This window comes from Planktothricoides raciborskii GIHE-MW2 (assembly GCF_040564635.1).
GTDB lineage: Bacteria > Cyanobacteriota > Cyanobacteriia > Cyanobacteriales > Laspinemataceae > Planktothricoides > Planktothricoides raciborskii.
In genome coordinates, this window is the sequence record NZ_CP159837.1 from 6,832,619 (window position 1) to 6,857,593 (window position 24,975).

15 protein-coding genes are annotated in these 24,975 nt (G+C 42.9%); 5 read left to right on the forward strand and 10 right to left on the reverse strand.

Translation table 11 applies throughout. The features are described from left to right. Positions 1-140 precede the first annotated feature (140 nt). Entirely contained in the window at positions 141-824 is a 684-nt protein-coding gene (locus tag ABWT76_RS29185) for a HEAT repeat domain-containing protein (RefSeq protein ID WP_054465530.1), read from the forward strand. Positions 825-910: 86 nt separating this feature from the next. Further along, positions 911-1,450 (forward strand): phycobiliprotein lyase, encoded by a 540-nt coding sequence (locus tag ABWT76_RS29190; protein WP_054465531.1) that lies wholly within the window; start codon positions 911-913, stop codon positions 1,448-1,450. A 57-nt stretch (positions 1,451-1,507) separates the two neighbouring features. Here ABWT76_RS29190 and ABWT76_RS29195 read toward each other — a convergent pair whose 3' ends face one another. The 3 genes from ABWT76_RS29195 to ABWT76_RS29205 form a co-directional block, all read right to left on the reverse strand. Next, a complete protein-coding gene (locus ABWT76_RS29195) occupies positions 1,508-2,620 on the reverse strand; it encodes a hypothetical protein (protein ID WP_054465532.1) in 1,113 nt (370 codons plus the stop codon). A 41-nt stretch (positions 2,621-2,661) separates the two neighbouring features. Further along, a complete protein-coding gene (locus ABWT76_RS29200; protein WP_054465533.1) occupies positions 2,662-4,965 on the reverse strand; it encodes a DUF3769 domain-containing protein in 2,304 nt (767 codons plus the stop codon). Positions 4,966-5,183: 218 nt separating this feature from the next. After that, positions 5,184-5,300, reverse strand: a complete 117-nt coding sequence (locus ABWT76_RS29205) for a photosystem II reaction center protein I (RefSeq protein ID WP_072160708.1) — start codon at positions 5,298-5,300, stop codon at positions 5,184-5,186. 332 nt (positions 5,301-5,632) lie between these two features. Between ABWT76_RS29205 and ABWT76_RS29210 the strand changes: the two genes are divergently transcribed. After that, positions 5,633-6,829: a DNA (cytosine-5-)-methyltransferase gene (locus ABWT76_RS29210; RefSeq protein WP_354635357.1), complete on the forward strand. Its 1,197-nt coding sequence runs from the start codon at positions 5,633-5,635 to the stop codon at positions 6,827-6,829. 829 nt (positions 6,830-7,658) lie between these two features. On the opposite strand, the gene ABWT76_RS29215 is transcribed toward ABWT76_RS29210, so the two are convergent. The 7 genes from ABWT76_RS29215 to ABWT76_RS29245 form a co-directional block, all read right to left on the reverse strand. Next, positions 7,659-8,156 (reverse strand): HNH endonuclease, encoded by a 498-nt coding sequence (locus ABWT76_RS29215; protein ID WP_054465607.1) that lies wholly within the window; start codon positions 8,154-8,156, stop codon positions 7,659-7,661. 120 nt (positions 8,157-8,276) lie between these two features. Then, on the reverse strand, positions 8,277-9,806 hold the full coding sequence (locus ABWT76_RS29220) for a CHAT domain-containing protein (protein ID WP_054465535.1): 1,530 nt from the start codon (positions 9,804-9,806) through the stop codon (positions 8,277-8,279). Positions 9,807-10,375: 569 nt separating this feature from the next. Beyond that, positions 10,376-13,981 (reverse strand): PAS domain S-box protein, encoded by a 3,606-nt coding sequence (locus ABWT76_RS29225; RefSeq protein WP_354635358.1) that lies wholly within the window; start codon positions 13,979-13,981, stop codon positions 10,376-10,378. Positions 13,982-14,396: 415 nt separating this feature from the next. Beyond that, positions 14,397-18,839, reverse strand: a complete 4,443-nt coding sequence (locus ABWT76_RS29230; RefSeq protein ID WP_354635359.1) for a PAS domain S-box protein — start codon at positions 18,837-18,839, stop codon at positions 14,397-14,399. Between the two features lie 156 nt (positions 18,840-18,995). Further along, a complete protein-coding gene (locus tag ABWT76_RS29235) occupies positions 18,996-21,161 on the reverse strand; it encodes an EAL domain-containing protein (protein ID WP_354635360.1) in 2,166 nt (721 codons plus the stop codon). Positions 21,162-21,297: 136 nt separating this feature from the next. Continuing rightward, positions 21,298-22,122 carry an A24 family peptidase gene (locus tag ABWT76_RS29240; protein ID WP_054465538.1) on the reverse strand — a complete coding sequence of 275 codons (825 nt, stop codon included), beginning with the start codon at positions 22,120-22,122 and terminating at the stop codon, positions 21,298-21,300. Positions 22,123-22,163: 41 nt separating this feature from the next. Continuing rightward, positions 22,164-22,430 carry a hypothetical protein gene (locus ABWT76_RS29245; RefSeq protein ID WP_054465539.1) on the reverse strand — a complete coding sequence of 89 codons (267 nt, stop codon included), beginning with the start codon at positions 22,428-22,430 and terminating at the stop codon, positions 22,164-22,166. A 276-nt stretch (positions 22,431-22,706) separates the two neighbouring features. On the opposite strand from ABWT76_RS29245, the gene cydB reads away from it, so the two are divergent. Together cydB and ABWT76_RS29255 are read left to right on the forward strand one after the other, a co-directional pair. Next, entirely contained in the window at positions 22,707-23,720 is a 1,014-nt protein-coding gene (gene cydB / locus ABWT76_RS29250) for a cytochrome d ubiquinol oxidase subunit II (RefSeq protein WP_054465540.1), read from the forward strand. Positions 23,721-23,977: 257 nt separating this feature from the next. Further along, positions 23,978-24,916, forward strand: a complete 939-nt coding sequence (locus ABWT76_RS29255; protein WP_054465541.1) for an NAD(P)-dependent alcohol dehydrogenase — start codon at positions 23,978-23,980, stop codon at positions 24,914-24,916. Positions 24,917-24,975: the final 59 nt, after the last annotated feature.

Below are 24,975 nucleotides of genomic sequence, written 5' to 3' on the forward strand. Positions count from 1 at the left end.
TGCCAAGCACCGGGGGATTTTCCCTGTCCTATTATACACGAATCACAAACAATGTGCAATTTATTTTACACCAGTGCTTACCACTTTGGCGGCATTCTGCTTATAATAGAAACACGGTAATGTAAACTTTTGTAAAGAAAATGAGTGCTTTAATGACCTTAGAAGAAATTTCTGCCAAGTTGGACAGCCCAAAAGTGGCCGATCGCATGGTGGCATTGGCGCATCTGCGGGATGTGGCGCCGGAAGATGCCATGCCTTTAATTAAGAAAGTTTTAGATGATGAAAGTCTGCAAGTGCGGGCAATGGCCGCGTTTGCGGTGGGACTGAAGCCCACCGACGAAAGTTATCCGATTTTGGTGCAACGGCTGGAAAGCGAACCGGACTACAGTGTGCGGGCAAATGTGGCGGGGGCTTTGGGTTACTTGGAAGACCCGCGAGCATTTCAGCCATTAGTCCGGGCATTTTATGAGGATACGGAATGGTTGGTGCGCTTTAGTGCCGCAGTCGCTTTGGGCAATTTGAAAGATCCCCGCGCCCGTGATGTGCTGATTTCTGCCCTGGATAGCCCAGAAGTGGTGGTGCAACAAGCGGCGATCGCGGCATTAGGGGAAATTCAATCCGTAGAATCCGTGGATCGGATTCTCCGGTTTATCCAATCCGAAGATTGGTTGGTGCGTCAGCGTTTGGCGGAAGCTTTGGGAAATCTGCCTACGGAGAAAAGTCTCTCAGCCTTGAAATTCTTAGAAAAAGATAGCCATCCCCAAGTGGCAGCGGCGGCTTGCTTATCCCTGGAACGTTTGGGCAAAATCAAAAATCAATCTTGATTCTTAATCTTGATTCTTTTTGATCCCCCAATAACTTGTACCATAGACCGATAGATATAAATATAGCGATCGAATTGCTTTAATTGATGGACATTATTGAGTTTTTTGAGCAGAGTGCTGGTAAATGGTTTTCTCAGCGCACCAGTCAACATATGGCAGAAACCAAATCTGTGGCAGATAGCACGGATCTATGGATTGACTCCTTAGAGAAAAATGACCAAGAGGTGCTGCAACTTTGTCAGGATCACAAAGTTAACCCCTCTTTGGCTTTATGTGCGGTGCGGGTACGTTGGGAAAATAAACCCTTGTACAAGGAACCGAAAAAGATGGGGTCTACGGTTTTGGTAGCGATCGCCTCCGACCCTCACGCCAAAGAAGGCAAGTTATTGAGAAAACCAGGCCCAGGAATCAGCGATCGCGCTGGCAATGTTAGTCGGTTTGCGATCGGCAATGATAACGCTGTCACCATTACTACCGAGTCCGATTCTTTGTTTGCGGAAGAAAGGCTCTGGTTTGCTGGAGATAATTTACGCTTGCGTACCAGTGCGGTAAAAGACGAAACCGGCTATAGTTTATTGTCATTTTGTAGCGAAATTCGCATGGGTGGAGTTAAGCCCAAGGAATGATCGGATCCCCCCAACCCCCCGATCCTCGGGGGGCTTTCGATTATCTGATTTAATCGTCTAATTTGATTTTTTCCGAGGTCGAGAGCGTCTTTTTCGCGGTTCTTCTTCGGGATGCTCTAACTTATTTTCTAACACCGCTTTTAGCTTCATATAAAACTCTGAAGCGGCTACATCTGGAGTAAATTGATGAATCGGCGGACGAGTTTCTTGCCAATTAAATTCAGAATTCACCGGGGCTGAGGGTAGTTGATCTGAGTCAAGGTTTAGGACTGTTTGCCAATCAAATGTTGGCAAATCAGAAGAACTCATAGAAGCATCGATCGCCGCATTAGCGGCATTGATAGAATCATTGAAAGAGGAATTTGTCGAAACATTGAGAATGCTTTGAATCGTCGCTTCATCTTCCTCATCTAGCCAAGGATCTTGGAGTAAATTATTAATGATTTGACGCTGAATTTCTTCGGTAGATAACTTTTCTTTTTCATCAGCTTTTGACTGAGCTTTTGAGTTAGCGCTATTCTCAGAAATCAAGGGCAAAGAATGAGCGGCATTTGATTCAAATGATTCAACCTCCGGGGAGGCGATGCCGTTTTTTTCCCCAGAATTTTCAGAGTTTTCAGAATTTTCAGCGGCAGATAGCAAAGCCACTGCGGGGGATTGTTCCGCAGTATCCACCATGATTCTCGGGACAGTTTCCCCGGTGGTTGGCAGGCTCAAATCAGGCTTATACTTAGCAATTATGGGGTGGATCGCGGGGTTATTTGTCAATAATTTATCCGGTTCCTCAATAATTGTATCGGGGATATTTTCTGCCAATTCAGGGGCTTCAAGCAGCGCCGATTGATGAGTCACTTGAACATCTTGTTCGGGAATATTTGCTTCTGGCAATTTCCCACAAATTAACTGCTCAAATTCCCAGTTAAAGTGATAAATTGGCCTAGATCGCCGCTGCCAGCAGGCTAAAATTTGTTCTACAGAAATGCTTTTATAACGGCCTTGATATAACGCTTCAATAATCGCTAACCGTAACCAGCGGGATGGATAATCTTGCAGCCATTTATGAATTAATTCTGCTGCGGTCCAATGACTCAGATCAAAACTATAGTGAACCAGCAGCGTTTCAGCAGTCATCGCTGCTGCATCATTATTTTTTGGATCTGGTCTAGTCATTTTTTTTGCAGAATTTCACCCATTATTTGTAATTGTCGGATTTACTGAATTTCTTGGTTAACTCGCCGGATCCCACCATCCACCGATCGCACTTCTGAGCGAGAAAAAGGTTCACCTCCACCCCTCCAGTTAAAGTCACTGATCCGCAAAGACAGAGAACCGAGTTGTTGTTCAGGATTATAGCGAATCGCTAGACCGTAACTACGCCGACTGTACTCCAGAATTAAATCAGTATTAATCGCTTCCTTGGTATCAAGATTAATCAGAGTTTGTACCCCGAAGCGAATTGGCCCATAAATTTGTTGGGTCAATCCGAGGGCAAGTACCTTAGAGTCAGCAATTCTATCAAATAAAAAGGGAGAAGCACCATCTTTCCAAATCCGGGATAAACTTACGCTCCAACCCGTATAGTCTAACCAACGACGGGAAAAATGACCAAATTGCCCTTGGATGCCAATACTTCCAGAGACAAAGTTTTGGGTATCGCCATTACTGTAGCCAGTCAAAGTGCCGTTGAGTCCCGTGAACAAGCGAATATATGGAATGACAGGACTGGGACTATATCGTAGTCCCTCTTGGGGATTCGCCGGTAACGGGGTTCCTTGCCAAAGTAAAAAGCCACGACTTAAAGCCGCACCCCCTTGAAATCGGGTTAAGCTGGTGCGATTATGCTCCCGGATCGGTTCGAGTAAGTCGATTTGATCGGTGTCCGCATTGATGGATTGAATGCTGCCTTCATAGCTGAGGTTGATGCCGGTTTTGCCCAAGGGGATAATGGGAGAATTTAATAGGACGCCCAGACTTTGTTGCACGGTTCTAAAGCCAAGAGAACCGTTGAAAATGCGATCGCGATAGGCGTATTCCCCTGTCAGAGAATGGGTGCCAATTTGTTGCCTTAGTAGTAGATTGGCTCTAGTTTTATCGTCAATAGTGTCAGGGTTGAGGGTGGTAAATGTGGCTCGTCCTTCTAGGTTGGTGGTGGGACTGAGTTTGCCATTGACTCTGGTTTTGAAGCCAAACAGGTCAGAAATGCTATCGGGGCCGGCGATCGCCTTTTGAATATAGAATTGGGGGCTAATGCTGAATTGGAATCGGTCATTGACGATGGGCTCTAAAGGCGTTTCGGCATAAAATCCCCCGCGATCGCCCCCATCATAGCCGAAACGAATTAAAGACGGGTCGCGTTCCCGGCGATCGATAATCACTCGTTCCCGCAACAGCGGAATCGATACTTTATTCTCGAAAACTAACCGAGGTCGTCGGGCAATCACTTCATCCTGTTCCGGGGACAACCGTCGCACCGTCACATGACGGGAGCGTAATTCTAATTCTGGGGGAGAATATGGATCGTTGGTAATTCTAACATTCGTCCCCTGCCAATCTTCCCCGGTAAAGGTCAGGTCATCGCTTTCAAACCGCAGCCGGTTGATGGTGCCTCCGGTAGTGGGCAGACCCACCCCTTGATTTAGTCCAGCCCCCACGCCGATCACTAGACCCCCTGTGTTCCTAACTCGGCGCGGCGGTTCTCCCGCCCGCAGTCTTTCCGTGAGCGCCCGTTCTTGTCCAGCCCCCGCCGTCACATCCGTGGGTAAGGTGGTGGCAACCGTCGAGGTCGCTTCATTCAAAACAATCTGACCTTTAGCCTGCTGCATTCCCCCTTGGTTTCTGACCACATCGTATTCCAAGCGATCGCCCTCGATCACCTGAGTGCCATTGGTTAAAAGCACTTGCCCTTGGGCTACGGCAAACCGGCTGAGTAAATTCATTTGCAGCCATTGGGAATTTAATACCGTATTCCCCAACCGCATAAACACATCGCCTTCCGCCGTCACCACCTGACGTTGCTCGTTATATTCCTGGCGATCGGAATTAATTTTTACTACATCCTCTGCACTCAACGGCAGAGGCGTTCCCTCCGTGGGTTGTGGGTTGGGGGTCACGGCTTCTCCTGGGGCCGGGGTTGGGGCTGGGGTGACTTGACCCGCTTGACTAATATTAATTTCTGAAAAGTTATTTTCTGAACAGTTAATTTTTGGAAAGTTAATCTCTGAAAAATTAATTTCTGACAGTTTTGGGGTCAGTTCGGAGGGCGATCGCTCCTTTGTTGATAAAGGCCAACTCACTTCTAAAGGCCCACCGAGTAAAAAAGCTTGCGGCGGTATTGCCCCATTAGCATCAGGGACAACTGGCAGCGCCGTTAAGCGATCGGCATCAACATTAAATAACCGCTGTGCTGGAGGTGCAATAGAAAAATTTTCTGCCGTAGTCAACTCCGAATCCTGGATTGGCGGCATTTGGTATTCAATGATCGCAGGCGGTTCAGAAGGGGGAACCGGATAGGACATATTTAATCACAACAGATATAAATAATCGTGGCAATTTACCCAAATCTCAGATAAAACTGCCAGCTTAAAACAATAGTTTCCAGGAGATTCATCTGAGAGGATAAGTTCCCAGGCAATTGACAATCATTATTATCCGGCATTATCCGGCAACTCTCCCCATTCGTGACAAACCCCCACTTAAGCGCGGGGGTTCAATCTTGGGATATTTCTTCCCTGAATTATTCCAAGTCGCGACGACCGGGGTTCCGGGATGGGTCAGAAGACAAAAATCCAAACACAAATAAGCCCACAAAGAACAGAACCACGATATTGACAACGATTTTCAACGTAACCATGAAAAAATCTCCGAATATATAGCAAAAGATAACAACAAAACCATCATCGATGGTTTAAGCATCCTTATCATATCGAAATCTGGTCATTTTTGAGCGCTGAATTTTCTCAAAATAAATTCGTTATTTGTTATTCGTTATTTATTGGATATTTATTGTTTATATGTTATATGTTATATGCGATAATATAAAATATGCAACCACCAACCAACAACCACCAACCACCAACCACCAACGAATAACCAACAACCACCAACCAACAACTTTTTTGGTAAAATCAGCACCGACGACCTGAGACAATCGTCAAGCATAAAGAGGATAAATGAGGCATTTCTGTGAGTGAAAAGACACAATTAAAAGCCATTGAATTATTTGCCGGGATAGGCGGTTTTCGCCTAGGCATGGCAGCGGCGAATATTTCTACAATTTGGGCTAATGATAGCAGTGAATTATCCAGTCAAGTTTATCGGAGTAACTTTGGCAAAAATTCTTTAGTTTTAGGCGATATTAGGGAAATTAATCTAGAAGAAATTCCCTGCCATGATATTTTAACTGCCGGATTTCCTTGTCAACCTTTTAGTCCCGCAGGAAAAAAGCAGGGAGTTCGCGATCGCATTCGGGGAACTCTGTTTGAACGGATTATAGAAATTTTGCATCATAGAAAACCGCAGTATTTCTTTTTAGAAAATGTTAAGCGTTTGTTGACAATGGAATCCGGTTATCACTTTCGCGCGATTTTAGATGCCCTGTCAGCTTTGGATTATTTTATAGAATGGAGAATAATTAATACTGTCAGCTTTGGTTTACCCCAGAATCGCGAGCGCATCTTTATTTTTGGCACTAGGATTAACCAAACAAACAGCCCGGAAATGCTAGAAATGCTAAAAATGCTAAAAATGCTAGAAAAATATTCCGTCTTTTTAACCCATGAAGATTTAAAATTCATAGAAATTAATCCATCATTTACGGATAATTTAACGCCAATTATCCGCAGTCACAGCAAACCGGGAAATTGGGGAATTGCCTATCAGAAAAAAATCTACTCTAAGCAGATTCCTCCGTTACCAGACATCCAACCGAGAAAGAAACTCAGAGATATTCTGGAAAATGAATCCGATGTCGATCCGCAGTTTGATTTTACCACCGATACTGGGGAAAGAATCAAACAAAGTAAAGCCGTGAATCGCTATTGTAATGGAGTCGAAATCCTTTATAATCAAGGAGGAGGAGCGAGACTCGGTTATACTATTTTTGGGATTAATGGCATTACTTCAACCCTAACCGCTTCTACTTCCAGACATTATGAACGGTATCAAGTAGGGGATAAATATCGACGGTTAACCCCAGTGGAATATGCCCGATTGATGGGATTTCCCGATGATTGGTGTCGCGTTGCCAGAATTTACGATCGCTATGCATTATTTGGCAATGCGATCGCTCCTCCTTGTGTGGCATGGGTAGCCAATCGAATCGGTAAAAATAACCTTATCTTAAATCAGCCAATTTTTCAGCAACTAACCTTAGCTTTGTAACCAGGAGTAGCCTGAATCAATGCAACGATTAACCTTGACTAAATTAAAGACAGAAGTCCAAAAATTTGCCAGACAAATCAGTGATACTCCGATTCCAAGCTTATACGGAATTACTGACGGAAAAGCAGTCGGAACTTATGTATAAGCTGCCTTTAATCAATATTTAATTCGTCAATATTATTACAGCAGCGGAAGTGCCGCCAGTGGCATATATTTTCCCGATTTAAATGTTGATTTAAAAGTAACATCCATTCGACAGCCTCAGTCTTCCTGTCCATTTCGCGATGCCAGTCAGAAAGTATTTAAACTGGGGTATCATCTCCTGGTTTTAGTCTATGAAAAAACCGACGATAGAGCCTCTCATACTTGTGATCTAAAATTTTTACACATTGTTTTCTTAGAACAAAAACACACCGCTGATTATCAAACCACTTATGGATTGCGAGAAATTATACGGCGTCATGGTAATAAAGATGATATCATTGCGTTTTTAGAAGAACGGAATCTCCCTCTAGATGAGATAGGCCGTGAAATTTTAGCCGATCGCATAATCAGCCACCCTCCAGAACAGGGTTTCTTAACGATTTCAAATGCCTTGCAGTGGAGATTGCAATATAGAAGAATTATTGATCTAGCCAATTTGAGCACAACAGAAGGCGTAGAAAATTTACTAATCTAACCCAAAGATATAGCACCGCCCTGGATTAACTTGTGTTAATCCTTGTGTTAATACTTCAATTAAGAAACCAGGTTTATGAGTTTCTGGAAACCTGGTTTCTTTTCTGTGCGTAAGCAAAAACCCCTAGCACTTGAACTCATGCTAGGGGTTTTAACTGCCAATCACATACTTTTTCCATTCTTGATGCAAGCCACTCTTGACGTGCTTGTTCACCTCAAAGTAGAGGCTGCTGTGCGGTTTGCGCGGATGATGACTTAGAGGCATATTAGCTTCTTGGGGGGTACGATTTCCTTTTTTAACGTTGCAACGAATACAGGCAGTCACGAGATTGTCCCAGGTATCTCCACCGTGGCGCGATCGCGGCAGGACGTGATCCAGGGTCAAATCATCCCCAGAATATCCACAGTATTGACAAGTATGGTTATCTCGGTAATATATATTAGGGCGAGTCAGTGGGATATCTTTGTAAGGCACCCGGACGTATTGCCGCAACCGAATCACCGTGGGCAAAGGAAACTCAGCATAAACATATTTACCGTTATGTTCTACTTGCTCGGCTTTGCCTTTGAGCAATAAAACCACCGCTCTTCGCCAGTTGGTGATATTGAGCGGTTCGTAAGAAGCGTTAAGAACCAGAACCTTACTCATTGATTTGGGGGATTTGGAGATTAATTTTAGGGATTTTAAAAGCAAGTTTTCCCCCGATGCTAACACAAGTTGCAATTTTCGGCTGTTTTATCTCGGACTAGGGCCGCCCGATCGCCTGAATCAAGGTGCAGGGTGCAGTGCAGCACAACCAAAGAGAGTAAACCCTGCCCAATATCTAGGTTCTGGGAATTTTTCCCTGGTCGAGAGCATGGCTTGACGTAAAGATTGGGCTTTATCTCCAGTGCCTTGAAAATCTTGATAAAACTGTTTCATTAGTATGGGGCTGGAGTCGGTGGGGGGCAGCCACAGAGAGATGATTAATGTATTCGCTCCCGCGACTAAAAAAGCTTGGCTGAGTCGAAACACCCCGTCACCCCAAATCTGACCCCGGGCAATATCACAGGCACTCAAGCAAACCAGATCCGCTGATAAGGGCAGTTGGTGGCGATCGCTGCTTAAATGAAAAATATCTCGCAGGGTCAAAAAACCATTTTTTCCTTGGGAATTGGGTGCTAAGGCAACGACTCCTTCCATGCATTCCGTGGAACCCAGCCACCCATGAGTAGCTAAGTGAATAATTCTGGCTTTGGGCATTTGCTCCAAAACCACAGTTCTTGTAGCAGCATCATTGGTCAGGGGTGCCACATTCAGTACATCAGCCACCGCTTTAGCTTCGATTTCCGCTCCTGGTAAGCGGGTCATATAGACGGGAACCTCCCCAAATTGTAGGGAAAAACTGGGCATGGTGGGATTTCCCAAGACTAATGCCGGATAAAGAGTCAGGGGTAATTTAGCGGTCGGATCTGAGAGGCGAAGGAGCTCCGCTCCGCTGCCGCGATCGCTGCTTTTGGGGGTCAAAGAACTGCTGAGGGATTGATCGGGGGGGAGATCCTGCGGGACAAATGAGTGTTTTTGTCTTTTCCGAATCAGTTCGATCGCCTGCAAACTTGGCGCACTCAATAAAGTATGTTTTTCGATCAAATATTGACCATTTTGATCTTTCAGAGCGCCAAAGGGAAGTAAAAATAGGAAATCTTGGGGAATAATCATCACCCGTGAACTGGGATCCCTCGGCAACCAATCCGCGATCGGCGAAATCAAAAACCGATACAGTAATTGTAATTGTTCGTCCAGGGAATAGCGGCGAAACATTTGCGGTAACGTGGACAAATAATCTTTGCCAACGGCGATCGCCTCTCGCACCGTTCGCACCAAATTCGCCAAAGAAGTCTGATATTCTTCCAGCAAAGGTGTTAAGTCAACTTCTTGAAACCAAATCTGACCTTTGGGGGACACCACCCAAATCAGTAACTTCGTTGCATAAGCATAAATATCAGGGATGCCCCAATGAGTAGAACGAGTAGAACTTCCCTGATAAAACTGGTTGTAATCATAAATCAGGGAATATTCCACTAAAGTAGATGCCTGAGATTTGGCAATTTGTTTAATCTGGTAAATACTTAGGGGAGAAACCGATGGCAAAAAGGGCGATCGCATCCCTATATGGTTGGTCAAAAAATCCACAAATCCTTTCGCTCTGCCTTGTTCTGATACCTCCAAGGCTTTATCAACTCTTTGCTGCTCGATTAAAACCCGTTCAAATCCGCGATAAATATCGGGAAGCCCCTGGTCTTTGATATATAAATTCATTGTTTTGCCTACCCATTCCTATCAATTATTCTACGTCTTCAGTAGTCAGAGATCGGCGATCGGTCGTACCCATGCAAAAAAATTTTGTCAGCATTCAGCATTGACAGCGGCCAGTTCTCACCCATGAGCCTTGGGTTCCGAGCCTCAAGGTTAACGACTCACGGGTTGATGTAGAGAGGATAAATTGCTGCTCTTTACAAGCTAACCACTAATCCCTATAAATTATTTGATCCTTTATATATTCTTTACATATTATAGTTTATCTTATTCCTGAGAAACTGACCATTTTTTTGAGAAAATTTCCGCCCGAATTTAGCCCTAAAATTTGTTCCATAATCTTAAATTATTGTGAAATTATTTAAGTTTATTTAAAAAGCCACAAACTGCGCGAAATCTTTTAGCATAAAATAATCGCTATTTGTTAATAGGTATTCATTATTTGTTATTCGTTATATAATATTTGCTATTTAATAAAGCCAATGCCTACGCAAGCTTAATTTTCCCCCCTATTTCCCCTATCTCCCCTATCTCCCCTTATCATCTTCACAAGGTTGACAATGCCCACCCGACTACTTTTCAAGTAAAGCACGAGTTAATTGCATAACAATATCCGTATTAAAATTAATCACTAACTCTCTCAAGGCATTTGCTAAATTGGCTTCTGAATCAGGGATTTGTCTAATTAATTCCAGCATCACATCCGCATCCAAACAGTAAGCGGCTTGATACATTTCTTCTAGCCATTCCGGGGACATCACCCCTAAAGCTTCTGGGGATAAATTAGCCCCTGCAAAAGCTGGCTGTATAGGGGATGGAGTTTCATAAATATACTGCACCCCTAAATATTGAGAAATTTTGGCAAAAATCACCGATTCTTGGAAAGGTTTTCTCACCATATCGTCACAACCTGTCGCGAGAATTGCTTCCTGTTGTTCTTCCCAAACACTTGCGGTTAAAGCAATAATCACAGGTTTTTGTGTACCAGCAGCTTCGGTAATTCGTTGAGTGGCTTCATAGCCATTCATAATCGGCATCCTCAGATCCATCCAAATCAAATGGGGCGACCAAATTTCCCATAAAGCCACAGCTTCAGCGCCATTTGTGGCTTCTTTCACCTCAAAACCGATCGCCCGCAGCAGTTCAACCAATAAGCAACGACTTTCCCAAAGATCCTCCACAACTAAAATGCGATAATTCGGCTGTCCTGGGGCTAGTCCGACCACGGTTTGAGTCAATTTTTCCGGTTCACTTTTCGAGGCTAAACCTAATTGAACCGGAATAGCAAAGGAAAAAATAGTGCCTTCTCCTAAGACACTTGCAACTTGGATTTTACCGCCCATCAATTGCACAAGTTTTTGCGAAATCGCTAAACCCAGCCCCGCGCCTTGATTTAAATTTTTTCCCGCTTCTCCTTGCAAGAAAATTTCAAATAAACTGTCAATCTCATCCTGAGCAATTCCCACTCCGGTATCTTCTACGGCAAAGCATAGAGAGAAAGGGCAATAGTCATCAGTCATCAGTGAATCATTCGCCAGATTATTCGCCGGATTGATTTCATTTTCCCCTAGGCTAACGCTAACTCTTAAAGTCACGCTGCCTCGATCGGTAAATTTAATCGCATTAGTTAATAAATTAATTAAGACCTGACGCAATTTTTTCTCATCGATTTGAACCCACTGAGGCAGATCGAAAGCCCGGTCGAAAATTAAATTTAATCCTTTGGCTTGCGCTTTAGAGCGTAACATTTCTTCAACGGTGAGTAATAACCAGTGCAAGTCACAATCATTCCGGGCTAAACTCATTTGTCCCGTTTCAATTTTGGATAACTCTAAAATATCATCAATTAATCCGAGTAAATGTTCCCCGCTGCGATTAATAATCTGTAACCTTTCTTGATGATAAGCACTTAAAGTGCGATCGCGCCCTAAAAGTTGGGTAAAGCCCAAAATAGCATTTAAGGGAGTCCGCAGTTCATGGCTCATATTCGCCAAAAACATACTTTTAGATTGGTTCGCTAATTCCGCTTGTTCTTTGGCTTGTTTTAATTCTAACTCCGCTTGCTTGCGATCTGTAATATCAAAAATAGTAGAGCGAGTCATTATCAAATTACCTGCGGCATCTTTAATCGCCGTAGCATTTAAAATCGCCGACAAAACCGTGCCATTAGAGCGAATCATTTCAAAGTCTACGTTATTTAACCAACCGCGCTGTTTCAACATGGGAAAATTTTTCTTAAATATTTCAATGCTTTCGGGGGTCAAACATTGACTAAGGTGCATTTTCCCAATCACTTGTTCCCGGGTATAACCTAGCCAGTTTAATTCAGTATCATTAATTTGAATAATTCTGCCCTGACTATCTAAGGAATGGTAGCCACAGGGGGCATTATTGTATAAATCCGTAATCTCTTCCGCATATTTTTGTAATTTTTTTTCAGCGTTTTTGCGCTGAGTGATATCTCTAATCACCACCATAAAACCAATGATCTGATTTTCACTATTTTTCACCATTGTCCCAATGGTTTCAGCCAGAATCATTCCCCCATCTTGGCGGCGAAACTCAATTTCCGATCGTTTTGGTTCGTCGGTTGCCGTCGGACTATAATACTTTTTCCAATGGGCATAATACATATCGGGTGTTTCATAAAGAAATTGGGGAGTTTTTCCCAACACCCGTTCGGCAGGATACCCTAATATTTTAGTAAATGCCGGATTAACTTTCCTAATTTTGCGACTGACATTGGTAAAGATAATTGGATCGGGAATCGCTAAAAAAATTGCTTCAATTTCCGCTTTCTTATTTTCTAAGCTCCGTTGAAACTGATGACTTTTGATTAATTCTGCTTGTAGTTGATGATTCAAGGTTTGTAATTCCAGGGTTCTTTCTGCCACCCGGTTTTCTAAATTATGATTAGTTTCCCTTAATTCAAGTTCTAAATTTTTTCGATAGGTGATATCTTTGAGAATCCCACGCATCTGGACTGCCGATCCGGTTTCGTCATACAAAAATTTACCGCTTGAGACAACCCAACGCTCCTTGCCAGTCGGATCAATAATTTCATGATCCATCAGCCAGGTAGTAGCGTTTAACCGGGATATTTCCAAGGAATTGGTAATCGCATCTAGGTCGCTATGATGGAGTAAGTTAATAAAGGCTTCATAAGTTCCCGGAAAACTGCCCGCTGCCAAACCTAACAGCCTTTCGCTTTGAGGAGATAATATGACACTTCCGGTGATTAAATCCCATTGCCATGTTCCTAATTCCGCCGCTTCTACCGCTTGTTTAAAATGTTGTTGTGTCTGTTGAAGGGACTGGTTAGCCTCGGTGCGATCGCGCTCTATTTGATTTAACCAATAGCCATTCCAACAAACAATCACTAAAAAACAAACAATGGTAAACGTTACTTGAATGCCATAAGCCGCTTTCAGATCGTACCAGCCGAAATCATATCCTTCAAACACCAAAAAATTGAGAACTAGAGGAAATAAAATTACCCAAGGAATGAGCCAACGCACCATCAAACCACCGATAAAGGGACTGACAATGATTTCCATCAATCCGGCTTCGGGATTGGTCAACAAAATTCCACCATAGAGAAGCAAAAAAGCCAGAGCAGTATGGATTGCTTGAGTGGTTGAATAGGCGATCAAAGTAGCCAGAACACCCACATTAAACAAATGTCCCAATAAAGCCAAAAGAGAAATAATAGCGGCCACACTACTGAAAAATTGCGCCAACCAAATGCCACGATTGGTTTTGTTTCCCACCAACCATAAAGCTATTCCCATTAAGACAAAATTCAGGGCTGTATTAAACCCCATTCTCCCCGGAAAAGTTGTGGTAATTGCAGAGCTAAAATCCTGAAAAAGCCACTCATCAATGCCTAAATTTATTTTCAAATAATATTGAATTATATTGACTACTCCCAGCAGGCTTACCAATAACGCTAACCCTTGGGCGATGCGATATTGCAGTCGGGTAATTCTTTGATATTGGAGAATTCTTAAGGATATTCCAGCTAATAAAAAAGCCAAAGCGGTGTTAGCTTTCATGGTTGATATACTACCGGGAAAACCTGTTTTGAGTAAAGGAATATCCCAGTACCAACCTAGAAGCACCAGACCGCCTATGGCCATGACCAAAAAACTCAAAAATTGACCGATTCGTTTGTTCATAAGTTTAACCAAGGGTAAATTTTGTATAACTGTATAACATAGACAAGAAAGCTTTTATACCAATCTTGATCCCCCCCAACCCCCCTTAAAACCGCCATCGGCTTTTTATACCAATCTCGATCCCCCCCAACCCCCGCTTCCAAGCTATTCTTTTAGGGGTTTGGAAACCCCGAAAAATCGTTCAACAGAAGATCGTTATTTCGTGTAGGGGCGAAGCATTCCCGTACAAAATTTACGCTTCTAACCATAAACTATCGGCGGGAATGCTTCGCCCCTACGGATCCCCGATGGATCCGACCAATATTTGTGGTCTATTCAATTGAAAAGTAAAATAACGATTTTTGAAGACAGGATTTCCCAAACCCTACAAGATTAGCTAAAAAAGGGGGTGTTTTTGATAATTTTGCAGTCTTGTCTAATAATTCACCTCCTTTAAAATTTTCAATAATTGACTAATGGTGTAAGGCTTTAACAAAAAGGCTTGGGCATCAGCTTGTAAAGCCAGTTGTTTATTGTCCAGGATGCCGCTGGTGCCAATAATCTTAACTGCTAGGTTCATTTTTTTCAGAGCGCGGATGGCGGTAAATCCATCTAAATTGGGCATCATCATATCCATTAAAACCACACTGATTTCTGCTTGATTTTTGGCATATATGGCCAGGGCTTCAATCCCATCACTCGCCAGCAGTATTCTGTAATTATACTTCTCTAAGGCAGTTTTGGTAATTTCTTGAATCGAGCTTTCATCCTCCACAATTAGAATTAACTCTCCGTTCCCGGAGGGCATTTCTTCTTCTAAGGTGGTCGTAATGATTTCTCCCTGAATAGCCGGTAAGAAAACTTCAAATTCTGTCCCCTTACCCAACTCACTTGTCACCCGGATAAAACCGCCATGATTTTTCACAATTCCCATCACCGTAGATAATCCCAGTCCGGTGCCTTTTCCCACTTCCTTAGTGGTGAAAAATGGGTCAAAAATTCGCTCTAATAGTTCCGACGGAATGCCGGATCCTGTATCAGAAACCGTAACCACCACATAAGGCCCCGGTTTGGCTTCTAAATTCAGCAGGGCATAATGTTCGTCTAAGTAACGATTTTCGGCACTTATGGTTAAACTACCTCCTTCGGGCATGGCATCCCGCGCATTAATCATCAGATTCATAAATACCTGATCCATTTGAGTGCGATCGGCGGAAATTGTCCAGAGTTCTCTGGTGGGGCTTTGATCGGAAATTTCTATCGATTTGGGAAAAGTCTGTTTGGCAATTCCGATCAATTCTCGAAACAGATACCTGAGTTGGAAGACAACGAATTCACCGTCACTGGCGCGACTAAACAGCAGAATTTGCTTGACCAAATTCACCGCCCGTCGGGTACTTGTAGTCAGGGTACTCAACAATTCTTGTGTCTTTTGATCAACATTCGTGAGTCGGAGAGGCAAGAGTTGACTAATTCCCAAGATGGGAGTCAGGATGTTATTAAAATCATGGGCAATGCCACTGGCTAAGGTGCCGATACTTTCTAAACGCTGGACATGGTAAAACTGTTTTTCCAGTTGTTTTTTCTCTGTAATATCGCTGTTGACGCTCAGGATTGATTTCGGTTGGCCTGATTCATTTTTTACCAATGTCCAGCGACTAGCTAGGATGATTTTTTTATTGCTTTTAGTCCCTTGTGCGATTTCCCCTTGCCAACTGCCCTGTTTCATTGTGATTTGTAAAGCTTGATTCAGGGCATCATCTTGATTAAATAGGGTTTGAGTTTTTTGCCCGATCGCTTCAGCGGTTGTCCAACCATATAACCGTTCAGCCCCTTGATTCCAGAAAACAATTTGCTGTTCTAGGTCTTGGACAAAAATCCCATCAGTGGCAATATCAATTAAGACTGCTTGTTCAGCAATTTTGCGCTCGGCTTTTTGCCGATCTAATAATTCTTGACGAGTTTTTTCATACAATTCTGATTGTTGAATGGCAATCCCTACCTGAATCGCTAATTGTTGCAGTAATTCAATTTCTGTGGTTTGCCATTGCCGGGGGGCAGAACATTGATGGACAATTAATAATCCCCATAAGCGATCGCCTTCCAAAAGCGGAACGGCTAAATTAGCCCTGGCTTGAAAAGATGCCATTAGTTCGCGATAACAGGGTTGAATGTCATCCGCATAAAAATCGCTGCGGTTGGTGACAATTCCCTGACGATAGGGTTCGATATATTTGTTCGCAAAGCAGGGATCGTAAATATGCCTGGACAGAATAGCAGGATAATCACTTAGCACCGATTCTGTAATCACTACACCAGTCCAATCCGGTTGAAAACGAAAAATAATCACGCGATCGGCGGTGAGAAATTCCCGCACTTGATCCACGGTTCTTTGTAATACTTGATTGAGAGCCAAGGTTTCACGAATATTTTGCGCGATATTGGTGACTACTCGCTCTCGGGCGATTTGATTTTTTAAAGTGATTTCTGCCTGTTTGCGCTCTGTAATATCAAGATTTACACCGGCTCCATAGAGAGGTTTTCTATTTTCGTCAAAATAAAAACGTCCATAAGCCGCCATCCAGTGAATACTTCCATCTGGCCACTTAACACGCACTTCAAAATCGAGTTTACCCGTTTTCATGGCACGAGCAAAAGCATCATCCCAAATTTTCAGGTCAGCTTCCAAAATGTGCCGTCTAGCAATGGCTTCTCCCCACTCTATTTGGGGCTTATCATAACCAAAAATCTGGTCATGGCGTAGCGATCGCACCGAGGAAACATCATTAATTAAATCCAAATACCATGTACCCATTTGGGCGGCTTCAATGGCAATCATTAAACTCTCTTGACTCTCTTGTAAAGCCATTTCTGCTTGTTTGCGCTCTGTAATATCGTCAACAAAAATCAGAATTCCTCCCACTTCCTCCGTATCAAGTCGCCAGGGTAAAATTTCCCATTTCAACCATTGCACAGAGCCATCAGGTAGGATAAAAGAGTCTTGATCGCATTTTTGCGTAGCACCTGCTAAACATTTTTGATGAATCTGTTTCCAAGTATCAGGAATATTCGGGAATACTTCATAGTGAGAGCGCCCTAATATCGCTGCCATAGAATCTAATTGATACAATTCTAGCCAGCGTTGACTGACATTCAGATAACGCATTTCGCGATCGAACATGGCCACACTGACAGGAGCATATCTCACAAACAAACTTAATTTTTTTTGCTCTTCCCTTAAGGCAATTTCCGAGCGTTTGCGATCGCTGATGTCAATAATCGTCCCCATCATCCGCACAGCTTTTCCAGTTCGATCATAAATTCCTTGTCCTTTGCCTAACAGCCAATGGACAGAGCCATCTGAATGTATAACCCGATATTCTGCGGTGTAACCTGTGTGATTTTCTTGTGCTTGTAAGAGTTTCTTTTCTGTCTCAGTCACATCATCGGGATGAACACGACATCGCCACACTTCATAATCCGATGTCACTTCCCCTGGTTGATAGCCTAATAAGGTATAATGACTCGGATTCCATTGAATAATTCCGGTGGTTATATCCCAATTCCAAATACCAGTTTTAGTTAATTCTAATGCTAATCGGAATTGTTCTTCTTGTTGCTTGATAATATTTTCCGCTTCTTTCAGCGCTATTTCTGAATTTTTCCGTTGGGTAATATCCGTTAAAACCCCGGTTACGAACCAACAATTATGAGTTTGCTCCCATTCAGAAAACAGGGAAGCGGAAATCCAGTGCCAAGTGCCATCTTTGTGGCGAAAGCGATACTCTACATGGCTGATGGGTTTCATCCGATCTTTTTCAGTGATTTGAGCAAACAGGGGGTCTAAATCTTCAGGATGGACATTGTTTTTCCAGAGATTTGGATCGGCGATGAGTTCTTCTGGAGTATAGCCAAACAGGATTTCGCATCCAGGAGACCAATAATCACAAATACAAGTGTTATCGGCAAATGTTCGATAGCTGGTAATCGCCGCGATCGCCCGATTCAAAATATTATTCAGTTTCGCTTCCTCTTGGCGCTTATAATCGGTAATATCTCGAAAAACAATGACCGCCCCAATCACCTGACCTTGACTATTTTGAATGGGTGATGCTGAGTCATCAATATCAAATTTCCTCCCATCCCGTGCCATTAAAATGGTATTTTGAGCTAGATTAAGAATTCTCACTTCATCTAAAGCTTTAATAATCGGATTGTCTACAGGTTCTTTCGTAATGGCGTTAATAATTTTAAAAACATCAAATAAAGGTAAACCTTGCGCCTCCTGTTCGCTCCAACCTGTAAGATTTTCAGCCATTGGATTGAGATAAGTAACATAACCCTGGGAATTAGTCGTAATCACCGCATCGCCAATGGATCTAAGAGTGATTTGAGCTAATTCTTTTTCATAAAAGAGAGCTTCTTGGGTGCGTTGGTGTTCAGCAATTTCTTGGGTAAGATGTAAATTTTTTTCCTGGAGACTTTTTTGAAGTCGCTGAATTGATAAATGAGTTTCTACGCGGGCTAACACTTCTTCGATTTGAAAAGGTTTAGTGATATAATCTGCCCCACCCACCGCAAATCCCTGGATTTTATCGCCGGTATTAGTCAGCGCACTTAAAAAGATTACGGGAATATGGGCAGTTTGCTCATCGGCTTTTAATTGCCGACAAATTTCATAGCCATCATAGTCAGGCAGCTTAATATCCAGTAAAATCAAATCTGTCACGGCGGCTTTCGCCCCTCTTAAAGCCATTGCCCCGGTTGTACAGGAACGAACTTTATAGCCTTGTCCTTGTAATGTGTCTCTCAGAAGTCGAAGATTATCGGGTAAATCGTCAACGATTAAAATACTCCTATGACCCATGTCATTTTTCATTAGATATCTCCAATATTTGTGATTATTTTGTGATAATTAGTCCTGCCATTATAGGTTGGATCCTGGGAACATAATACCATGACTCATGTCATTTTTTTGCCCTCGTTCCCAGGCTAGATATGGGGGGAGAACGAGAAAACCATCAACCATTAACCATTAACCATTAACAAATGTTTTCCCAAAATCAAAAGGAGCAGGCTTTGAGATTTCATAGCCTTGAGCATAATCTACACCGATCGCCCCGATTTTATCTAAAATTGCGGCATTTTCCACAAACTCAGCGATGGTTTGCAAATTCATCACCTGCCCAATGCGATTAAAACTTTCCACAATTGCCAGATCGATCTCACTATTGACAAGATTCTTGACAAAACTGCCATCAATTTTTAAATAATCCACCGGGAAATGTTTAATATAATCAAACGAGTTCATGCCGTGACCAAAATCATCTAAGGCAAAACAACAGCCCAGTTGTTTGAGTTCATTAATTAATTTAATGGCTTGGTCATGGTTAGCGATCGCAGTAGTTTCGGTAATTTCCAAACAAATCGTCTGCGGTGGGACTTCCGCTTGCTGTAATTGCTCCTTGAAAAAATCAAGAAATTGCGGCTGATTAATACTAGATCCAGAAATATTCAGCGCATATAAATTATGCGTCTCATCAACCCGGTCAAAATTTTGCTGGTAGTAATGGCGATATTGACTGAAGAAAGTCTGAATGACCCAACGATCTATGGTTGGCATCAATCCATAGCGTTCTCCAGCGGGCAGAAACACTGCCGGGGAGAATAGTTGGCCATTTTCACTTAAGAAACGCAATAAAATTTCATAGTAAATCGGCTTATTTTGACCTTGAATGGGAGTAACTTTTTGATAATAGAGACAAAAGCGATTTTCCTGTAATGCCTGATTAATTTGGACAACCCATTGTCTTTCTTTCCGTTGTCTGACTAACTCATAATCATTATCTTGATAGACTTGAATACAGTTACGCCCTCGGTTTTTTGCCGCATAACAACAGGCATCGGCAATACTCAAAACCGTATTTTTATCTTTGGTATGCTGGTCGATCGCCACTACGCCGATACTCACCCCAATCTTAAAGGTTTTATTCTGCCAATAAAAGCGAAATTTTTCAACTTTTTGGCGATAAGATTCGGCGACTTCAATTCCTTTTTCCAGGGAACATTGATGAAGTAAAAAAGCAAATTCATCTCCGCCTAAACGAGCTAAAGTATCCGTAGACCGGATGCGCTGCTGCAATAATTGAGTCACTTGACGTAATAACTCATCTCCCGCTGCATGACCACAAGTATCATTCACCACCTTAAACTGATCTAAGTCTAAATAGCATAAAATATGGTTGTGTTGCTCATTTTTGGCAGAGGCGATCGCCTCCTCGAGTTCTTGTTCAAATTTCCGGCGATTCATTAATCCGGTTAAGGCATCGTGGCTGGCTTGCCAAGACAATTGACGGGTAAAATTATAGGATTCGGTGATATCCCGAAACACAATCACTGCCCCAATGACATTACCTTGACGATCTTGAATCGGCGCCGCTGAGTCATCAATCGGAAATTCTCGCCCATCCCGCGCTATTAACATCGTATTTTTAGCGAGATTAACTATTTTAACTTGCTCTAACGCCTCAAAAATCGGATTTTCCACGATTTTTTTCGTGAATTCGTTAACAATATTAAAAACTTCAAATAAATGTAACCCTTGAGCCTCTTTTTCATTCCAGCCGGTTAAATATTCGGCCATCGGATTGAGATAGGTGACAAAACCATGAGCATCGGTGGTAATCACCGCATCCCCAATGGATTTTAAGGTGACTTGAGCTAATTCTTTTTCAAAGAATAATGCTTCTTGGGTGCGCTGATGGTCGGCGATTTCTTGCCTTAAAAGCAAATTTTTTTCCTGGAGAATTTTTTGCAGGCGCTGAATGGATAAATGAGTTTCTACGCGGGCTAATACTTCTTCGATTTGAAAGGGTTTGGTGATATAATCCGCCCCACCCACGGCAAATCCCAGGATTTTATCGAAAGTATTCGCCAGCGCACTCAAGAAAATGATCGGAATTTGGGCAGTTTGCTCATCGGCTTTTAATTGACGACAAACTTCATAGCCATCATAATCAGGTAGCTTAATATCCAGTAAAATTAAATCTGTCTCCGCCGCTTTCGCCCCTCTTAAAGCCATTGCCCCGGTTGTACAGGAACGAACTTTATAGCCTTGTCCTTGTAATGTGTCTCTCAGAAGTCGAAGATTATCGGGTAAATCGTCAACGATCAAAATGCTACCTTTAGTACAGGAAGTCATGGTGATATCTCCCTAGGGAATATGGGGAAATTAGCTTAACTTTAGCAGAAACCCGATGAAAAATTACCCTAGGGCAGTCCAAGGGCATTTGATTCAGGGGAAAACCCCTTTCCGTTGGTATTTATTCCCGGTTGGATTAGCTGGGAAAAAATAACCGTAAATAACTGGATAAAATCACATCACCCCAAATGGCGCTGATGGCTCCACCGATCGCCAAAAATGGGCCAAAGGGCATGGGTTGTCGGCGATCCAACCAACCCAGAGCGATCGCCCCTCCGCCGAGAAATGCGCCCATGATACAAGCCAGAAAACCCGCCACGAGCATATATTTCCAGCCCAACCAAGCTCCCATCATAGCCATCAGTTTGGCATCTCCTGCGCCCATTGCCGCTTGTCCAAAGGCGATCGACCCCACCACGCCAATAATATCTAATAACCAAATTCCCAAGACCATGCCGATAATTCCTGGCATCAAATAATCGTGGAGTCCGGCGGCAAAATTCGGGGCTTGCAAAAAACACCGGGCTACCTGAAACCCCAAACCCACAACTAAACCTGATTTCGTGAGGACATTGGGCAGGGTCATGGTATCCAAATCGATCAGAGATAGGGCGAGTAACCAGCTAAAAAATGCCCAATTTGCCACCATGTCCAAGGGAGTCGCCAAAGAAGTTAAGCAAATGAAGACAAATAATAAACCTGTGGCGGCTTCTACCAAGGGATATCGGATAGAAATTGGACTGCGACAGTGGCCACAGCGTCCCCGCAATCGGATCCAACCCCAGACCGGAATATTTTCGGTCTTGCCCAGTTTATGCAAACATTGGGGACAACGGGACGGAGGCCAAAGAATTGATAAGCCAGCAGGCACCCGATAGACGACGACGTTGAGAAAACTGCCAATGGACGAACCCAAGATAAACACGATCGCGATCGCTGGCAAATAGTAGATCCATTCCATGTGAGTTTAAATTTTTCCTGATAAGATGCCCGAATCTTCAATTAATAAAGTCCCGATTCAATTTGCTCAAACGGGACAAAAGATTCAGTAAATAATAAGATCGGTTTGCGTTGGAAAATTAGCTGTCCCCGATAACTCAACCGATCAATTGCCACCCCCACAGGGCGATCCATCCGTTCTCGATGAACTTCTTTATAAGCACGATAAAACAGTCTTGCTGCTCTGAGCAAGGTTGGATCGAGTAATTGGGGTGACTGTGTAGAATAACTCGCCATTTGTTCTGGCCATTGCTGTGCCGCGTTTACCACGGACCCACTCCAATGCTGAAAATTTTCTCGATTGTAGCTGATTTTGTTAATCAGCGATCGCGGTGATGGAATTGCCAGAAAATTACCCCCGTTGCCAAACGTGGCGATCGGGGCAGTATCGCTCTCAAGGATATCCCGTTATAATCTCTATGGAACGTCTGTTTAACCAAAGAGTATCAATGCTCTGGACTATCTACAGTCAGCGTGTTGATCTCTGACCTGTTGGGTCGCCACACTTTCTGCTCGATTTCCTGTTGTGAACTTTTACAAACGCTTATGGAAACCTTAGATCAATTTCTCCCACAAGTTTGGTTTGTCATTTTAGCCTTGTTCCTTTTCCTTTATGTTATGCTGGATGGCTTTGACTTAGGGGTGGGAATTTTATCTCTGACCGCTTCTACGGAAAAACGGCGAGGTATTTTGATGACAAGCTTAAGCAATGTTTGGGATGCGAATGAAACCTGGTTAGTGCTGATGGGTGGTGCTCTTTTTGGCGCTTTTCCCTTGGCATATAGCACTATTCTCAATGCCCTATATATCCCGATTTTGATGATGATTTTCGGGTTTATATTTCGGGCGGTGGCCTTTGAATTTCGCGAACATTCTCGCCGCAAAGTATTGTGGAATTTTGCTTTTGGTGCCGGTAGTTTCTTGGCCGCCCTTGGTCAAGGATTTGCCCTAGGGGGTGTTTTGCAAGGTATTGCCGTTGATGAAGCAGGACATTTTGTGGGCAATACTTGGGACTGGTTAAGTTTGTCTTCTTTGTTGGTGGCGTTGACTTTAATTCAAGGTTACGTTTTAATCGGTTCTACTTATCTGATTCTGAAAACTTCCGGAGAGTTGCAAACTACCCATTTCCGCACTGCCAAAATCGCCGCTTGGACAACATTATTGGGCGCGGGATTAATTACGATTACCACGCCGCTATTTTTTGCCCAAATCCGCGATCGCCTATTTAATCCCCCGCAAGTGTATATTTTTGCCCTGATTCCTTTCTTAGGCATTTTGTTAATCGGTTTATTGATTAATAGCCTGAACCAGCGACAAGAAAAAACCCCGTTTATATGGACAATCGGCATTTTCCTACTCACGTTTTTTGGATTAGCTTTGATTGTGTTTCCCTACATCATCCCCATCCAAATTACTATATATGATGCCGCCGCTGCCACCAGTTCCCTGGTGTTTATGATTGTCTTCATTGGTTTTTTAATCCCGATTATGTTGTTTTACAATATTTATCAATATATTGTGTTCCGGGGAAAAGTCATTACCGACAATTATGGCGATTAAGAGGATTAATTCGCGGTTGGCTAGGTTAGGGGGCGATCGCACCTGTTTTCTTTTGCCAAATTAATCTAATTGATAATTGACAATTGATAATTGACAATTGATAATTGATATTTTTTAGCGATCGATCAATTATGAATTATCAATTGTTAATTAATTGTTAATTATTTTACCCGTTCCCCGTTCCCCGTTCCCAGTTCCCCAACCACCAACCACCAACCATAGAATCCCTACCCACCAACCATCAACCATAAATTATTATGAAAGCAGCCATCATCAATCAATACGGTTCCTCGGAAGTATTACAAATCGCCGAAGTTGCCAAACCTACTCCCAAAAATAATCAAATTTTGCTCAAAGTTCACGCAGCCAGCATTAATCCAATTGATTGGAAAACCAGAAAAGGAATGCTGAAATTTTTAATTAACCAAAAATTTCCCTTAATTTTAGGATTTGATGTGTGTGGGGAAGTGATAGAAATCGGCAGCAAAGTCACCAAATTTAAACCCGGAGATTTAGTTTACGGAATGGTCGATTTTCCCGGTGGGGCTTATGCGGAATATGCAGTAGTTTCAGAAACCGCTGCGGCATTTAAACCGAACAATATGACCGCCGAAGAAACTGCCGCTTTACCTGTTGCTGCCCTAACCGCTTTACAATCTTTACGAGACTTAGGGGGAATTCAGCCCGGACAAAAAGTGCTGATTAATGGCGGTTCTGGAGGGGTAGGTACTTATGCCATCCAAATTGCCAAAGCCTATCAAGCCCATGTCACCGCTGTATGCAGTACCAAAAACTTAGAATTAGTCAAAAGTTTAGGCGCAGATCGCGCGATCGACTATACGCAACAAGATTTTACAATTTCTTCAGAAACTTATGATATTATTTTTGATACAATTGCTCATAAATCTTTAGGAAAATGTAATAAAATTTTACACAAAAACGGAGTTTATATTACCACTTTGCCCATATTACCTTGCTTATTAGAAAGTTTCCTAACTCTGTTATTGCCCGGAAAAAAATGTAAAATTATTTTGGCTAAACCTAGTGGTGAAGATATGGCTACCTTGAAAGACCTGGTTTCTGCGGGTAAACTACGCAGTATTATCGATCGCACCTACCCCCTTTGGCAAATTGCCCAAGCCCATCAACACAGCGAAGCCGGCCATGTAGTGGGTAAGATAGTGATAACCGTCTAGAGAGTAGTTTGCCACCAGGGGCTGGGAGTCCGCGATCGGCGGTCAGCTAAATTTGGCAA

What these genes read in the sequence shown, in the direction of transcription:
- ABWT76_RS29240 (WP_054465538.1), bottom strand. Translation starts at nt 22,122, where the DNA reads ATGGAATGGATCTACTATTTGCCAGCGATCGCGATCGTGTTTATCTTG.
- ABWT76_RS29230 (WP_354635359.1), bottom strand. Translation starts at nt 18,839, where the DNA reads ATGAAAAATGACATGGGTCATAGGAGTATTTTAATCGTTGACGATTTA.
- ABWT76_RS29225 (WP_354635358.1), bottom strand. Translation starts at nt 13,981, where the DNA reads ATGAACAAACGAATCGGTCAATTTTTGAGTTTTTTGGTCATGGCCATA.
- ABWT76_RS29215 (WP_054465607.1), bottom strand. Translation starts at nt 8,156, where the DNA reads ATGAGTAAGGTTCTGGTTCTTAACGCTTCTTACGAACCGCTCAATATC.
- cydB (WP_054465540.1), top strand. Translation starts at nt 22,707, where the DNA reads ATGGAAACCTTAGATCAATTTCTCCCACAAGTTTGGTTTGTCATTTTA.
- ABWT76_RS29205 (WP_072160708.1), bottom strand. Translation starts at nt 5,300, where the DNA reads ATGGTTACGTTGAAAATCGTTGTCAATATCGTGGTTCTGTTCTTTGTG.
- ABWT76_RS29220 (WP_054465535.1), bottom strand. Translation starts at nt 9,806, where the DNA reads ATGAATTTATATATCAAAGACCAGGGGCTTCCCGATATTTATCGCGGA.
- ABWT76_RS29235 (WP_354635360.1), bottom strand. Translation starts at nt 21,161, where the DNA reads ATGACTTCCTGTACTAAAGGTAGCATTTTGATCGTTGACGATTTACCC.
- ABWT76_RS29195 (WP_054465532.1), bottom strand. Translation starts at nt 2,620, where the DNA reads ATGACTAGACCAGATCCAAAAAATAATGATGCAGCAGCGATGACTGCT.
- ABWT76_RS29185 (WP_054465530.1), top strand. Translation starts at nt 141, where the DNA reads ATGAGTGCTTTAATGACCTTAGAAGAAATTTCTGCCAAGTTGGACAGC.
- ABWT76_RS29200 (WP_054465533.1), bottom strand. Translation starts at nt 4,965, where the DNA reads ATGTCCTATCCGGTTCCCCCTTCTGAACCGCCTGCGATCATTGAATAC.
- ABWT76_RS29255 (WP_054465541.1), top strand. Translation starts at nt 23,978, where the DNA reads ATGAAAGCAGCCATCATCAATCAATACGGTTCCTCGGAAGTATTACAA.
- ABWT76_RS29190 (WP_054465531.1), top strand. Translation starts at nt 911, where the DNA reads ATGGACATTATTGAGTTTTTTGAGCAGAGTGCTGGTAAATGGTTTTCT.